Annotated in this window: 12 protein-coding genes and 2 riboswitches; of the genes, 8 read left to right on the forward strand and 4 right to left on the reverse strand. The window is 55.3% G+C overall.

The window, feature by feature from the left end; genetic code table 11:
• Positions 1–9 precede the first annotated feature (9 nt).
• Positions 10–1,419: an amino acid permease gene (locus tag BA6348_RS04440; protein ID WP_005827554.1), complete on the forward strand. Its 1,410-nt coding sequence runs from the start codon at positions 10–12 to the stop codon at positions 1,417–1,419.
• An 83-nt stretch (positions 1,420–1,502) separates the two neighbouring features.
• Here the strand turns inward: BA6348_RS04440 and BA6348_RS04445 are convergent, their stop codons facing one another.
• Together BA6348_RS04445 and BA6348_RS04450 are read right to left on the reverse strand one after the other, a co-directional pair.
• A complete protein-coding gene (locus BA6348_RS04445) occupies positions 1,503–2,396 on the reverse strand; it encodes a D-arabinono-1,4-lactone oxidase (RefSeq protein ID WP_026557589.1) in 894 nt (297 codons plus the stop codon).
• Positions 2,384–3,571: an amino acid deaminase/aldolase gene (locus BA6348_RS04450; protein ID WP_005827558.1), complete on the reverse strand. Its 1,188-nt coding sequence runs from the start codon at positions 3,569–3,571 to the stop codon at positions 2,384–2,386. Before BA6348_RS04450 ends, BA6348_RS04445 begins: the two co-directional genes overlap by 13 nt.
• Positions 3,572–3,854: 283 nt before the next feature.
• Positions 3,855–3,954, forward strand: a riboswitch (purine riboswitch).
• Positions 3,955–4,085: 131 nt separating this feature from the next.
• Here BA6348_RS04450 and BA6348_RS04455 point away from each other — a divergent pair.
• Positions 4,086–5,519 (forward strand): NAD(P)/FAD-dependent oxidoreductase, encoded by a 1,434-nt coding sequence (locus BA6348_RS04455; protein WP_005827559.1) that lies wholly within the window; start codon positions 4,086–4,088, stop codon positions 5,517–5,519.
• Between the two features lie 101 nt (positions 5,520–5,620).
• Here BA6348_RS04455 and BA6348_RS04460 read toward each other — a convergent pair whose 3' ends face one another.
• Both BA6348_RS04460 and BA6348_RS04465 read right to left on the reverse strand, forming a co-directional pair.
• Positions 5,621–6,037, reverse strand: coding sequence for a MarR family winged helix-turn-helix transcriptional regulator (locus BA6348_RS04460; RefSeq protein ID WP_005827560.1), 417 nt, complete (start codon positions 6,035–6,037; stop codon positions 5,621–5,623).
• 201 nt (positions 6,038–6,238) lie between these two features.
• Positions 6,239–6,862, reverse strand: a complete 624-nt coding sequence (locus BA6348_RS04465) for a DUF3298 and DUF4163 domain-containing protein (RefSeq protein WP_005827561.1) — start codon at positions 6,860–6,862, stop codon at positions 6,239–6,241.
• A 163-nt stretch (positions 6,863–7,025) separates the two neighbouring features.
• On the opposite strand from BA6348_RS04465, the gene BA6348_RS04470 reads away from it, so the two are divergent.
• The 6 genes from BA6348_RS04470 (at position 7,026) to BA6348_RS04495 (ending at position 14,247) form a co-directional block, all read left to right on the forward strand.
• Positions 7,026–8,501: a methyl-accepting chemotaxis protein gene (locus tag BA6348_RS04470; protein ID WP_005827563.1), complete on the forward strand. Its 1,476-nt coding sequence runs from the start codon at positions 7,026–7,028 to the stop codon at positions 8,499–8,501.
• Positions 8,502–8,600: 99 nt separating this feature from the next.
• Positions 8,601–8,722, forward strand: a riboswitch (SAM riboswitch).
• 194 nt (positions 8,723–8,916) lie between these two features.
• A complete protein-coding gene (locus BA6348_RS04475) occupies positions 8,917–9,945 on the forward strand; it encodes a BMP family lipoprotein (RefSeq protein WP_005827564.1) in 1,029 nt (342 codons plus the stop codon).
• Positions 9,946–10,066: 121 nt separating this feature from the next.
• Complete coding sequence (locus BA6348_RS04480; protein WP_122953096.1) at positions 10,067–11,596, forward strand: ABC transporter ATP-binding protein; 1,530 nt, start codon at positions 10,067–10,069, stop codon at positions 11,594–11,596.
• A complete protein-coding gene (locus BA6348_RS04485; protein WP_007777317.1) occupies positions 11,571–12,641 on the forward strand; it encodes an ABC transporter permease in 1,071 nt (356 codons plus the stop codon). Before BA6348_RS04480 ends, BA6348_RS04485 begins: the two co-directional genes overlap by 26 nt.
• Positions 12,628–13,542: an ABC transporter permease gene (locus BA6348_RS04490; RefSeq protein ID WP_122953095.1), complete on the forward strand. Its 915-nt coding sequence runs from the start codon at positions 12,628–12,630 to the stop codon at positions 13,540–13,542. Before BA6348_RS04485 ends, BA6348_RS04490 begins: the two co-directional genes overlap by 14 nt.
• A 42-nt stretch (positions 13,543–13,584) precedes the next feature.
• Positions 13,585–14,247 (forward strand): sulfite oxidase-like oxidoreductase, encoded by a 663-nt coding sequence (locus BA6348_RS04495; protein WP_005827568.1) that lies wholly within the window; start codon positions 13,585–13,587, stop codon positions 14,245–14,247.

Genomic DNA, 14,247 nt, shown 5'->3' on the forward strand with positions numbered 1-14,247 from the left:
AGGGATCATATGAACGGTGGGATTCACAAGGACAAAGAGCTGCAGCGCTCGATGAAAAGCCGCCACCTGTTTATGCTGTCTTTGGGTGGGGTCATCGGAACGGGGCTTTTTCTGAACGCAGGCTATACGATCAACCAGGCGGGGCCGGGCGGTGCGCTCGTCGCGTTTCTCGTCGGAGGCATTTTGCTCTACCTGGTCATGACCTGCCTGGGTGAGCTGTCTGTGAAAATGCCTGTAACCGGCTCTTTTCAAACGTATGCGACGAAGTACATTGGCCCGGCCAGCGGCTTTACGCTCGGCTGGATGTACTGGCTCGGCTCTGCGACGACGGCTGGCGTGGAGTTTACCGCCGCCGGGATGGTCATGCAGAGATGGTTCCCGGATACGCCAATCTGGATTTGGTGCGCCCTGTTTATTCTTTTGCTGTTTACCTTCAACGCTTTGACAACGAAAGGATTCGCGGAAACCGAATACTGGTTTGCGGGGATCAAGGTGCTGGCTGTCCTCATCTTCATTATTGTCGGGCTAGGTGCTATTTTCGGTATTATCAGTATGGAAGGCCGGGAAGCCCCGTTCTTCACCAACTTTTCAGCGGAGGGCGGTCTGTTTCCGTTCGGGTTTACCATTGTCTTTGTCACGATGATGAACGTCGTGTTTTCCTACCAAGGCTCTGAGCTGATCGGGATTGCTGCGGGTGAAGCCGAGAACCCGCAAAAAAACATCCCGCGAGCGATCCGCAACGTCGTTTTCCGCATCCTCGTGTTCTACGTGGCTTCTGTGACGATCTTGTCCGCTCTGTTCCCGGCAAGCGAGCTGGGGCTGTTGGAGAGTCCGTTCGTGACGGTGTTTGATTCTGTAGGGATTCCGTTTGCGGCAGATATCATGAACTTCGTCATCCTGACGGCGCTGTTGTCTGTCGGCAACTCGTGCCTGTACGCGGCCACGCGCTTGTTGTGGGCCTTGTCGCACAGCGGCATGGCGCATCCTGTATTCGGCAGGCTGACGAAAAGAAGCGTGCCGCTCAACAGCCTGCTGGCGACATTGGCTTTCTCGCTCTTGTCGCTGCTGACCAGCGTGATTGCTGCCGATACCGTTTATGTCCTGCTGATGTCTGTCTCCGGGATCGCGGTCACCTTCACCTGGATGGGCATTGCCCTGTCCCAATTCAACTTCCGCCGGACATATTTGCGGGAGGGCGGCAAGCTGGAGGATTTGCAGTTCGTGGCGCCGTTTTACCCGGTGATGCCGCTGCTGTGCCTGGCGTTGTGCACGTTCATCCTGATTTTCCCGGCGTTCGATCCGACGCAGCGAGTGGGGCTGTTCTACGGACTTGGCGCACTGGCGCTGTTTTATCTCTACTATTATGTGCGCTATGGCCGCGGCAAGAAAAGCAACCCGGACATCCCGACTCAAGGCTAAGCGCCCGACCAGACAAAATGCCCCTGCCACGGCAAATGGCAGGGGCATTTTTGCGTGCGCGGACATGCGAATGGCTCCAGGCGTCAGGAAAGCCCGAACAGCTCGGACAAGTACGGATTGACGAACATGCCTTCGGGATCGAGCCGCGAGCGGATGGCGAGGAAATCAGGCAGGCGCGGGTAGACTTGATGCAGCTCGTCGGCGGTCATGTTGTGCATTTTTCCCCAGTGCGGGCGGCCGCCATAGCGCCGGAAAATTTGCTCCATGCGGGCGAAATACGCTTCATAGGGCATTCCTTTGTACATGTGCACGGCGATAAAGGCACTGTCGCGCTCGTAGGCGGGGCTGAGCCAGATGTCGTCTTTTTTCACGTAGCGGCATTCCAGGGGGAAGTGAACGTTGAAGCGCTCCTGTTCGATGGCCTGGCGCATTTCCCGGATGGCCTCGCCCATATGCTCGGCGGGCAGGTAATATTCCATCTCGTAAAAGCGGACGAGGCGCGGGGTGGCGAACAGCTCGTGGCTGTAGCCGCTTTCGTTGACCGCCGGCACGCTTTGGGCGGACAGCCTGCTCACGGAGCGGGCGAGCGCGGGGCGCAGGCGGCAGCTTTCGGACAGCAGCCAAAACAGCCCGTTTTCCACGACCATTTTTTTCAGGTAGCTCCATTGCTGATTCGCGCTGGAAGGCTCCGAGGTTTCGTTCATGAATTTCACTTGCACGGTGTCGGAGTAAGGGAAGGAGAAAAACTCGAAATGGCGGTGTGATTGCTTGAAAGTATCCAGGGAGGACAAGCATTCGTCCAGCGGCATGCGCAGGCTCTGGTAGCGAAGACGGTAGGCGGGAAGAACACGGAGCTTGACGCGGACGATGGAGACGACCTCGTCCAGCGATTGCGGCAGCGCGATTTGCCGCGGCTGGCTTTGCACATTTCCTGTCCAGTTGCGAAAGCGGTTTGCCTTTTTGCTTATAGAAAGCATTGTCCATCCCCCCGATAGGTCGTCATTTCCTCGACAACTTTTCCGCCTGAAACACAGTAGAGCCGTGAAAAGCGTTCGCATAGTTCTCCCGCTTTGGCGTGGCGAAAAAAGACGGGATCGCCCAACTGCAACGTCTCCATGCCGCGATACTGGATGGGCGTCTGCACTTCGCCGGCGCCCTCGTTGGGCATAAGCCGAACGCCCGTTGGCAAATACGGCTTAGGCAAGCGATCCGCCCCTGCGGAACCGGAGGCGATATAGCCGCCGCCCGCGCATGTGTAAATATGCTCGGCAGGCTTGCGAATGATTTCCAGCGCAAATCCGGCAGCCGGCTGAAAATGAAAGTCCTGGTAGTAATCGAACAGGCCGGGCGAAAAAAAGCCGGAGCCGGCTGTCAGCTCGGTAACCGCGTCCTCTCTTCCCGTATGATGCAGGCTGCCCGTTCCGCCGCCGTTGACGAAGCGCAGCGAAATGCCCAGCTCGCCGATCGCCTTCACCAGCTCCGCTCTGCGATGAGCCACCTCCTTGACCGATTGCTGCTTCAGCAGGCGAATCAGGCTGTTTTTGAAAAATTGCCGGGGGTAGCGATCGCCGACGCCTGCGATTTGCGCTTCGTAGCCCATGATGCCGTCCAGTTTGAGGTGTTTGGAGGAAGCGACGCGGGAAGCAAGCGCGACGGCTTGTTCCAGCGAGCGCAGAGGGGAGCGCCACACGCCGAAATGCAGGCCCAATATATCGGACGACATGTCGATGTCCAGGCAGACGGGGAAAATGACGCCTTGCTCGCGGGCGATTTGCTCCAGATGCTCCACGTGCGAGACAGAGTCGATCATGAGGGTGAGGGAGCGCCCTTGCTGGATTTGCTCGCCAAGCGCGATCAGCCAGCTTTTTTCCCAGACAGGATATCCCAGCAGCAAATCGTCAAAGCCCGCCGCGCACAAATGGAGCGCTTCGGGCGCGGAGAAGCACATCAGCCCGGAAAGGCAGTCGTCCAGTTGCAAAAGGTGTTTGAGAATACCGACGCTGCGGATGGATTTGCTGGCAATCCGAATCGGCTTTCCATTGCTTTGCAACCCGATTTGCTCTGCATTTTGCTCCAAAAGATCCAGGTCGACGAAGGCGAACGGCTTTGGAATACCGGCAAAGGCAGACTGGTAATAGCGATAATCCCGCATGGGCAAGCCTCATCCTTTTTGTATGAGAGTAGTAATACGAAAATAATTTCTTAAAATTCTATATATTCTATCTTTTTGTGTCGATTCCTCCCGGGTTTTTCGGAGAGACTCACCGGAAATGACGAACGTTCGGATGTAATGTTCGGATTTTGCTTTGTGAAACCGTTTTTCAATCGTATTTTTTATATTAAAAAAATGTAAACGCGAATAAATGGGCTGAAGAATATTGACTTGATTCAGCTTATACGCTACTATACATATTGTTGTTGGCTACAAGACTGGCTTGATGAATACATGACAAATTCGTATATCCTCAAAGATATGGTTTGAGGGTCTCTACAGGGAACCGTAAATTCCCGGCTACGAATGAGGGTGTTTTTTGACATACCTTATTCGTCGGCCGGGAATTTTTTGCGTTGTCGTCTGTTGCCGCGGGCAGGGATAGACAGCGCAAGAGCCATCTATGCTTGGTGAAAGCCTAGTATTCCAACATGCTTACGGGGAGGAACTGGAAGTGAAGAAATACGATGCGATTGTGGTAGGAGCAGGACCAGCCGGAATTTTTACATGTTATGAGCTGACGCGAAAAGCGCCGAATGCCAAGGTGCTTCTCATTGATAAAGGGCACGACATTTACAGCAGACGCTGTCCGATCCTGGAAGAAAAAATCAAGCTTTGTCCGCCGCCTGCCGGGAAAAAGGACTATGCGGGCTGTCTGCCGGCCTGTTCGATTACCAGCGGTTTTGGTGGAGCAGGCGCTTACAGTGACGGCAAATTCAACATCACGACGGAGTTCGGCGGCTGGATGACGGATTACCTCAGTCCTTCCACTGTGCTTGGTCTAATCAAATACGTCGACGAAATCAACCTGGAGCACGGCGCGACCCGCACGATTACCGATCCGACGACAGAGACGATCAAAAGCATCGAGCAGCGCGGGTACGCGGCAGGGCTCAAGCTGCTGCGCGCACAGGTGCGCCATTTGGGCACAGAGCAAAACCTGGAGATTTTGCAGTCGATTTTTGAATATTTGAAGGAACGGATCGACATGATGTTCAAGACCGAGGTCGAGGACATTTTGACGGTCAAGGAAGACGGCGGCCATCGCGTGAGAGGCGTCGTCCTGAAAAACGGGGGAGAGTACGAGAGCGACTTTGTCGTGATCGGACCTGGCCGGGACGGCTCGGCTTGGCTGACCAACATCCTGAAAAAGCGCCGCCTGAAAATGTACAACAACCAGGTGGACGTCGGGGTGCGCGTAGAGACGTCCGATGTCGTTATGCGCGAAATCAACGAGCATTTGTACGAGGGCAAGTTTATTTTCAACACATCCGTCGGCACGCGGGTCCGCACGTTTTGCAGCAATCCGTCCGGGCACGTCGTCGTGGAAAACCACAGCGGGGTCATGGCGGCAAACGGGCATTCCTACAAAGACCCGGCGCTCGGCTCGACCAATACGAACTTCGCGCTGCTCGTTTCGCATACGTTCACGGAACCTTTTGACAAGCCGAACGAGTACGCGCGAGAGATATGCAAACGCGCCAACGATTTGTCCAACGGCGGCGTGATCGTGCAAAAGTACGGCGATATTTTGCGGGCGCGCCGCTCTACGGAAGCGCGGATCAAGGAAGGCTTCCTCGAGCCGACCTTGAAGGAAGCCGTGCCGGGCGATCTCGGACTGGTGCTGCCTTACAATACGATGAAAAGCCTCATTGAAATGGTGGAAGCGCTGGACAAGGTCACGCCGGGAATTGCCTCGGAGCACACGCTGTTTTACGGCGTCGAAGCGAAATTTTACTCGGCGCGTCCCAAGCTGACAGAGGAGTTTGAGACGGAAATCAAAGGACTGTTCTGCGGGGGCGACGGGGCAGGGATCACGCGCGGACTGGCGCAGGCGGGTGCGGCAGGCGTCTGGATGGCGCGCAGCATGGTCAAACGGATGATGTAAACAGCAACCCGCAACAGGGAAAAGGGCTTCTGCTTGAACACGGCTGCTTAGCCGCTCAGGAGTAGAAGCCCTTTTGTCGTGTCGTCGTATCAAAAACAAGCCTACGCTTGCGTATTCAAATTTTCTGTCATCTTTTTCAGCACCCGGTTGAAGACGGCAAGCTCGTTCTCGTCCAGATCGCGCAAGGCAACCGCTTCCAAATCGCGCGCCGCTTGCAGCCACTGGGGAAAACGCTCGATTGCCGCAGGCGAGAGCGACACGTACCGTTCCCGCTTGTCGTCGCCTTCGGAGCGGATGATCCAGCCCATCTCTTCCAGCCGGGTCAATGTCCGGGTAATCGTCGGGGCTTCGACATTCAGGTAGTTGCTCAGTTGCACCTGCGTCAAAGAGTTGCGGTAGTGCAGGCAAAGAATAATGCTCCATTGCGAGCTATATAATCCCATCGGGGACATGATTCCATTCAATGTTTTACTGAAGACTCTGGCAGCTTGGCCGATCTTGTGACCGTAATGTTGCATGATATCAGACCTCCAGGAAAAGCTGGTTCGAAAGACGAAGCGCTTGATTGCTTAAGTAAATATGTACAAATAACATAGTAGCAGTTCAGGACATATAAGTAAATGTTTATTCGAGTGGAAAAGAAGGCGTTTTTCTGACAAAAATAAAGCCGATGCCGTTTCAAGGGCATCAGCTCGGGGAAGAAGGTAAAAGGAGGGCTGTTAATCGGCAGCCAAAATGCCAAGCGGCCCGTTTTCGTCAATGATGGGCTCCAACTCGTAGATGGAGATGGGAAACATCGGGAAGCCGACATAGTACGGGGTGATTTCGTACAGTTGGAAGTAAATGACCAATGATTTGTCGGCAACGTAAAAATCTTGATCGGGCTTGATCGTGGTAAAACCGTTCAGCGTCGGGATTTGCCGCGCCTCGATCTGGCGTTTGATGTTCGCGGACAGGACGTTGACGTAGTCGCTGCCCGGCTTGAACAGCTCGCGCAGCGTATAGAGCTTGCCTGTATGGATGTTTGCCGTCACCGACCCGAGGAAGGTCATGCCGTGGGCCATTTGCGGAGTGTACGCGTAATTGCTCATGGTGACGCTGAAAATGCCGCGCTCGTTCGTTTTGATTTCGTAGCTTCCTTGCATTTGGGTATTTCCCGGTACTTGTACCCGTTGCTGTTCGTGAATCAATCCTTGGACCGTTTGCAAAATGGCGCGGTTGATGTCTTTTTCTGCTTGCTGATTGGCTAGCCCCGCCAGTTGCGGGTAATAAATCGTGGTATTCGGACGTTGGATCGTCCGCGTCAGCACGGTGGCTGGCAAAAGATTGCGTTGTTCTTCCACGGTTCTTAGTTCCTTTCCAGATGTCTTAAAATAAGGGGTATGATAGTAGCCTATTCGTCACTGGTTTTGGCTGTTCTCACTTTTTTCACAAATTAGTCAATCTGAGCGCGATATAATGGAAAAAGAATCCGATACATAAGTAGCAGGGAAAAGGGGGGCAACTATGATTCAATTGGTTCGCAACACATTAACGGACAAAGAAGGCTTTATGATTTTTATCCTATGGAACCATCTGTGGATGGCGGGACTCATTGCCTATCAAGTCGACGCTAATTTCTGGAAAGTGACGTCCCTCGGATTGCTGGTCACCCTTATTGTTTCGCCTTTTTACTTCATCAAAAGAGACAGCCATGTCATTCGTTATCTGGTAGCGATCGGACTTATGTTTTACGCGATTTCGTTCGATCATTTCACGACGTATCCAGAAGTTACGTTTCTCGCTTTTGTGGTCATGGGTTTTCTCGCGGCTTACCTGGATTGGAAGCTCGTAGTGACAGCCGGAATTGCGCAAATCATCGTGACGCTGGTCGGATTTTACACAGGATCGTACGAGATTTTCAGCGGCGATTTCACCGAGCTGAATCTGGTGCTACGCATCATGGCGATTCTGATGATGATGGGAGCGGTGACGTACCTCTGTCTGGCGGGACAAGCGTCCTTGCAGAAGGCAAACATCGCCCGCCAGGAAGCGGAAGAAAAAGAGCGTCGCCTGGGAGAGATGCTCGTCCATATCCAACAGATGACCGAGCAGATCGACCGTACGACAGAGCACGTACACGAGCATGCCGAAGGAACGAAACGCAATACGGATGAAATGATGATCGCCTTCAAGGAAGTGGCGACGGGCATGGAGTCGCAGGCGAACTCGACAGTGAAGATCGAGGAAGAGGTGCAGTCGATCGACCAGGAGATCGTGGCGGTCACCACGCAGACGAACGCGATGAAGAGCGAGTCCGACCAGAACAACCGCCGCCTGAAAGAAAGCGTCGACATGATGAAAGAGCTGTCGCAGCAAATGGAACAGATCGTTTCTGCCGTCAACGTGGCAGCGTCGACGATTCACCAGCTCAACCGCCAGGCCAATCGGGTCGAGGAAATCGTAGGAGCCATCAACCAGATTGCGACGCAAACGAACCTGCTTGCGCTAAACGCCGCCATCGAGTCGGCGCGTGCAGGCGAGCACGGCCGCGGCTTCGCCGTGGTGGCAGACGAGGTGCGCAAGCTGGCGGAGCAGAGCGCAACCGCTACACAGGAAATTACCGAGATTCTCAAATCGCTCCATCAGGAAAGCGAGAACGCTGTACAGCAGATCAGCAATGGGGAAGCTTCGGTGGCAAAAGGCCAGGAGCTGGCTGTGAAAACAGTGGCGTCGATCGAGGCGGTGCGCTCCGGCATGATGGCCTTCCTGCAGGCAGCGGAGCAGGTCGGCTCCAGCATGAACCGGGTAAAAATGCGCTCGGGCGAAGTGGCGATGGAAATGTCGACCATTACCGCTGTCACCGAGCAGTCGGTCGCCAATCTGGAGGAGCTTTTCGCCACAGCGGAAAACCAGCATCAAAAGGTGCGGGAAATTACCGAAGAGCTGGGGGAACTGAACAATCTGTCGCATCGGCTGCAGGAAACGTTTCACAGACAATAGGCGCCAAAGTGTAAAATTGGCGAGAACAGTCTGAAAAAACAATTGCTTTTTCAGTTTGTTCTGCTAGAATGAATGCATTGTAACTTGATAGTTTTTATCTCCTTATCGAGAGCGGCGGAGGGACTGGCCCGATGAAGCCCGGCAACCACTGGACATGCGTGACATGGACAGAAAGGTGCCAATTCCTGCAAAACCTGTACCGGGGTTTTGACAGATGAGGAAGAGGACGGCTTCGGACGCAAACTCTTCCTTCGGGAAGAGTTTTTTTGTTGTCAGGAGGGGTAATACACGAACGATAAAATATTTTTATTGCAAAATATTCGTGTTTAGTATTGATTTTTTCGGAAAAAAGCCGTACATTACGTAGTAGGATACAGAAAAAACGTAGAACGTTCGGATGGGAGCGGAAGACACCATGAAGAAGTTGTTGTTAGCATTCACCACTTTTGCTGTTTTGGCTGCGGGCTGTTCGGCTGGCGGAAATGCGCCTGCTGACAAGCCAAAGGAAGAAGCGGCAGGGCAAGAAGGCGCGGCGAAGAAGCGCATTGCGCTGATTTTGCCGGAAAAAATCGGGGTAAACCCGTTCTTCCAGCAAATGGACGAAGGCGCGAAAAAAGCAGGACAGGAATTTGGCGCAGAAGTAAAAAGCATCGAGTCTACTGACCACGGCGCCATCGAAGAAAATTTGCGCGTTGCGGTAGCGGAAAACTACGATCTGATTATCACTTCTTCTTTTGAAGCGGAAGACGCGCTGAAAAAAGTGGCAGCCGAAAATCCTGACCGCAACTTCGCGATTATTGATACCGTAGTAGATTTGCCAAACGTGCGCAGCGTTACCTTCCGCGAGCAGGAAGCGGCTTACCTGATGGGCGCTGCGGCAGGTCTTGCCACGAAGACAAACAAGGTCGGCATGGTTGTCGCCATGGATATTCCGCTGTTGAAAAAATGGACAGGCGGCTTCCAGGAAGGCTTGAAAGCAACCAATCCAAACGCGGAGTTCCTGGTGAACTACGTAGGAAGCTTCTCTGACCCGGCAAAAGCGAAGGAGCTGGCGCTGCTGCAAGCATCCAAAGGCGCCGACTTCATCAACGGAGCGGCAGCAGTAGGCGACCTCGGCGTGTTCGAGGCCGCGAAGGAAAAAGGCTTCTATACATCGGGACAGGACGTTGACCGCACCACGATCGACCCTGAGCACATCGTGTTGTCCCAGCTCAAAGGGACAGATGCCGCTGCGTATGAAACCGTGAAGTCGTTCGTAGAAGGCTCGTTCAAGCCGGGCGTCGTCACTTACGGCTTGAAAGAAAAAGGCGTAGGCGTAACGTATGTGACGCACGAGAGCCAGACGCCTCTGAACGCTTTTATTGGCCAGGAAGTCGTGGACAAAGTAAAAGCGATCAGCGAGGAGATCATCGCTGGTACCCGCAAAGTGCCAGACTCGTTTTAACAGCTAGCGCACAGTGCATGATTGTGACCGACTACAACTGTGTAGTCGGTCTTCCTTATATGCAAGGCAAGGAGCAGAGGCAAGGAAGAGAAAGGCTAGGCGCAAAGAAGGAGGAGCAAGGATGACCGATCGTTTGGAAATGCGGGCCATGACCAAGAAATACGGAGATTTTATTGCAAACGACAAGGTCTCGTTTTCGCTTGCTGCGGGAGAAGTCCACGCCATCGTCGGGGAAAACGGCGCGGGCAAGACGACGCTGATGAGGATGCTGTACGGCATGGAGCAGCCTACGTCCGGCGAGATCGTGCTAGGCGGCAAGCCTGTCGCTTTTCGCGGGCCGCAGGACGCCATTCGCAGCGGGATCGGGATGGTGCACCAGCACTTCATGCTGTTTGGCGAGTTTAGCGTGGCGGAAAATATCGTGATCGGCTACGAGCCGCAGCAGGCCGGATTTTTCCGCCGGAAGGACGCCGTGGAAAAGGTCCGCGCACTAAGCGAGCAGTACCGGATTCCGATAGATGCACAGGCTAGAGTGTCCAACTGCTCCATCGGCGAGCAGCAGCGTGTGGAAATTCTCAAGGTGCTGTACCAGGGAGCGGACATCATCGTGCTGGACGAGCCGACTGCCGTGCTGACGCCGCTTGAAGTTCGCGAGCTGTTGCAGACGATCCGCAATCTGGCGGAGAGCGGGAAGAGCGTCATTTTGATTACGCACAAGCTGCAGGAAGTGATGGAGGTCGCAGATCGGATCACGGTGTTGCGCGGCGGCAAGGTGACGGGCACGGTAGCGCGCGACGAGACGAATGTGGACGATCTGGCCCGGCTGATGGTCGGACGCGAGCTGCGGGAGCTGAGCGAGCGCGTCGATCTGGAGCGGGGGCCGCTTTTGCAGGTGGAGAACTTGACGGTTCGGGAAAAACAGACGCTGCTCGACCGGGTCAGCTTTACCGTGCATCACGGGGAAATCGTCGGCATCGCGGGCGTATCGGGCAACGGCCAATCCGAGCTGCTGCAAGCGATCAGCGGCTTGCGGACGGTACAGGAGGGAACGATTCGGCTGGGCGGCAAGGACGTTACCAACCAGACTGTCGCGACGATTCGCGAGGCGGGCTTGGCGCACATCCCGGAAGATCGCTACTTGTGGGGGACGGCCAAGCTGGAGAGCGTCGAGGAAAACGCGCTGATGGGCTACCAGCGAAAGCCTGCGTTCAATCGGCGCGGCGTCGTGTTGCGCGAAGCTTTTCGCCAGGTCGTCAGAGGCTGGGTAGAAAAGTTCGCGATCAAGACAGGCTCCAGACAGCTTCAGGAGCTGGCCGGGAATTTGTCGGGCGGAAATCTGCAAAAGCTGATCGTGGCGCGCGAGCTGGGACATGAGACTCCGTTTTTGATCGCGGCAGAGCCGACCCGGGGTGTTGATATTGGCGCGATGGAGTACATCCATCAGGCGCTGATCGACAAGCGCAACGCAGGCGACGGGATTTTGCTGGTCTCGTCCGAGCTGTCGGAAATTTTGGCGCTGTCAGACCGGATTTTGGTGATGTACAAAGGGCGGATCGCCGGAGAGCTTTCGCGCAAAGAGGCAACCGAGGAAAAAATCAGCGTGTTAATGGCGGGAGGAAGCGTTCATGGCAGCAATCAAAGAGCTGGGTAAATCACTGGTTCAGCCGCTTTTGGCGGTTGTCATCGGGCTGTTGATCGGGGCGCTCGTCATCGCTTCGGTAGGGGAATCTATCCTGGGCACGTATCAGGAAATGTGGAAAGGGGCCTTCGGCAGCTTCTACTTCTTCACCTCTACCTTGGCGAGAGCGACGCCGATCATGCTGATCGCCTTGGGGCTGTCGCTTGCTTTTCGGGCGGGAGTGTTCAACCTGGGGGCAGAAGGACAGATGGTGCTCGGGGCGATCAGTGCTACGCTCGTGGCGATCTATTTGCCCGCACCGGGAGTCGTGAAGCTGGTGGCGGCGATTTTCACGGGGATGGCGGCAGGCGGTTTGTGGGCGCTGCTGCCGGGCTTTATGGAGGCGAGATTCCGCATACCGCTGCTCATCTCCACCTTGCTGTTCAACTATATCGCCGTTCTGTTCGCAAGCTACCTCGTAACCGAGCCGTTTCGCGACCGCAGCGGTTCGGCGGCGCTGGCGCAGACGGTCATGCTCGATAAAAGCGTCTGGTTGCCCAAGTTGTTTGCGGGGATGAGTGTGCACGCGGGCTTTTTGTTTGCCATCGTCGGTGCCGCGATCCTGTTTTGGGTGATTCGCTTTACGCCGTTTGGCTATGAAGTGAAAATGCTCGGACAAAACCCGCTGTTTGCCCAGTACGGGGGGATCAACGGCATTCGCGTCATGCTGACGGGCATGTTTGCGAGCGGCGGATTGGCCGGCCTGGCAGGAACGGTCGAGGTGCTGGGGGCGCACTATCGTTTTGTCGACGGCGCTTTGACGGTGCCGAACTTCGCCTGGACAGGGCTGATGGCAACGCTTTTGGCGAACTCCCATCCGGTGGGTGTCGTGTTTACCTCGATTCTGCTGGCTGCGTTCCAGACGGGAGCGATGGGCGTGGAGCGCAACACAGAGGTACCGCTGGAGCTGGCCAGTGTGATTTCAGCCGTGCTGATCCTGTTTATCTCGGCTAAATTCAGCTACGACTGGTGGAAAAAGCGGAAAGCAAAAGGGGGAGAATCTCATGGAACTGCTTGATTGGTCCCTCGTCAGTTCTACCATTCGGATGGTGACGCCGATTTTGCTCGCGGCATTGGGGGGAGCGCTGTGCGCGCGGGTTGGCATTTTTAATGTAGGGCTGGAAGGCATGGTGCTCGTTGGCGCCTTTTCCGCCATCGTCGGCAATCACTTTACCGGGAATCTGTTCCTCGCGATCTTGATCGCGGCGCTGACGAGCGTTCTTTTTTCCCTGCTGTTTGCCTATATGACGATCAAGCTGAAAGCAAACGAGATCGTCGTCGGGGTGGCGATCAATTTCCTCGCGCTCGGTTTGACGACGTTTGCGTTGCGGGCGATTTTTGGCGTCAAGGGAGCTTTTTACGATAAAGACATGGCAGGCTTGCCGAAGTGGGACATTCCGGGGCTACAGCACATTCCCGTCGTGGGCGAGGTCGTATCGGGGCATTCGCCGCTCGTCTACCTCGCGTTTGTGGCCGCGATTGCGCTCTATTTGTTCTTTTACAAGACGGTTACCGGCTTCCGGGTTCTCGCCGTCGGTTCCAATCCGGTGGCTGCCCGCAGCCTTGGGTTGAAGGTAGCAGGCTTGCAGGTGCTCGCGATCGTCATGTGCGGCGCTTTGTGCGGGATTGCCGGAGCGCAGCTTTCTTTGGGGCAAGTGACGATGTTTTCGGAAGGGATGACCGCGGGTCGCGGCTTTATCGCCCTGGTCGCGATGATGATGGGGCAGTCTCACCCGCTGGGAATTTTGGCGTCGAGCTTCCTGTTCGGCTTGATGGATGCGCTGAGCATTCGTCTGCAAGGCTTCTCGCTTCCGACGCAGTTTACTTCGATGCTGCCGTATTTGCTCACGGTGGTGGCGATGTTCTTCCTGAAGGATCGGATGAAAGGCGCCAGCCATAATCAGCAGAGCACCCGGTAACAAAAGAGGGTGCAGTCAGCAAAGACCAAGGGGGTACGCAACATGAACAAGGCAGATCGGATCAAACGGATGAAGGTGCCGGCGGTCGACCCGGCATTGGCCAAACGGCTTCCGCCAGGACAAGTATTGACAGAGCGCTTTCCTATTTTGCACGAGGGCGAAGTGCCCACCTACGACATGAAGGACTGGACGCTGCGCGTGTTTGGCGAGGTCGACCGGGAAGTTACGCTCAACTACGAACAGCTCATGGCGCTGCCGCAGGTGACGGTGAAAAGCGACATTCACTGCGTGACGCGCTGGTCGCGGTTTGACAATGCATTTACAGGCGTGCGCTTCCGTGATTTTTTGCAGGCAATCGGTGTCGTGCCCGCCGCGTCCTACGTCATGCTGCACGGCGATCACGATTACACGGCGAATGTGCCGCTGGCCGACCTGATGCGCGACGATGTGCTGTTGGCCCATTCCTTTGACGGGGAGCCGCTGACGGACAAGCACGGCTGGCCGCTGCGCCTGGTCGTCCCGCACCTGTATTTCTGGAAAAGCGTGAAGTGGCTGCGCGGCATTGAGTTTATGCGCGAAAACAAGCCCGGCTTCTGGGAGCAAAACGGCTTTCACCTGATCGCAGACCCGTTCCGCGAAGAGCGGTTTTCCGGTGAGGCGTTGCCGATCCCGGAAGACGAATGGGAGAAAAAGGAGTTTGATTGA

It is taken from the genome of Brevibacillus agri (assembly GCF_004117055.1).
Lineage (GTDB): Bacteria > Bacillota > Bacilli > Brevibacillales > Brevibacillaceae > Brevibacillus > Brevibacillus agri.

Coding starts and splice junctions, on each gene's coding strand:
- BA6348_RS04440 (WP_005827554.1), top strand. CDS start 10: ATGAACGGTGGGATTCACAAGGACAAAGAGCTGCAGCGCTCGATGAAA.
- BA6348_RS04445 (WP_026557589.1), bottom strand. CDS start 2,396: ATGCTTTCTATAAGCAAAAAGGCAAACCGCTTTCGCAACTGGACAGGA.
- BA6348_RS04490 (WP_122953095.1), top strand. CDS start 12,628: ATGGAACTGCTTGATTGGTCCCTCGTCAGTTCTACCATTCGGATGGTG.
- BA6348_RS04450 (WP_005827558.1), bottom strand. CDS start 3,571: ATGCGGGATTATCGCTATTACCAGTCTGCCTTTGCCGGTATTCCAAAG.
- BA6348_RS04470 (WP_005827563.1), top strand. CDS start 7,026: ATGATTCAATTGGTTCGCAACACATTAACGGACAAAGAAGGCTTTATG.
- BA6348_RS04480 (WP_122953096.1), top strand. CDS start 10,067: ATGACCGATCGTTTGGAAATGCGGGCCATGACCAAGAAATACGGAGAT.
- BA6348_RS04475 (WP_005827564.1), top strand. CDS start 8,917: ATGAAGAAGTTGTTGTTAGCATTCACCACTTTTGCTGTTTTGGCTGCG.
- BA6348_RS04495 (WP_005827568.1), top strand. CDS start 13,585: ATGAACAAGGCAGATCGGATCAAACGGATGAAGGTGCCGGCGGTCGAC.
- BA6348_RS04460 (WP_005827560.1), bottom strand. CDS start 6,037: ATGCAACATTACGGTCACAAGATCGGCCAAGCTGCCAGAGTCTTCAGT.
- BA6348_RS04485 (WP_007777317.1), top strand. CDS start 11,571: ATGGCAGCAATCAAAGAGCTGGGTAAATCACTGGTTCAGCCGCTTTTG.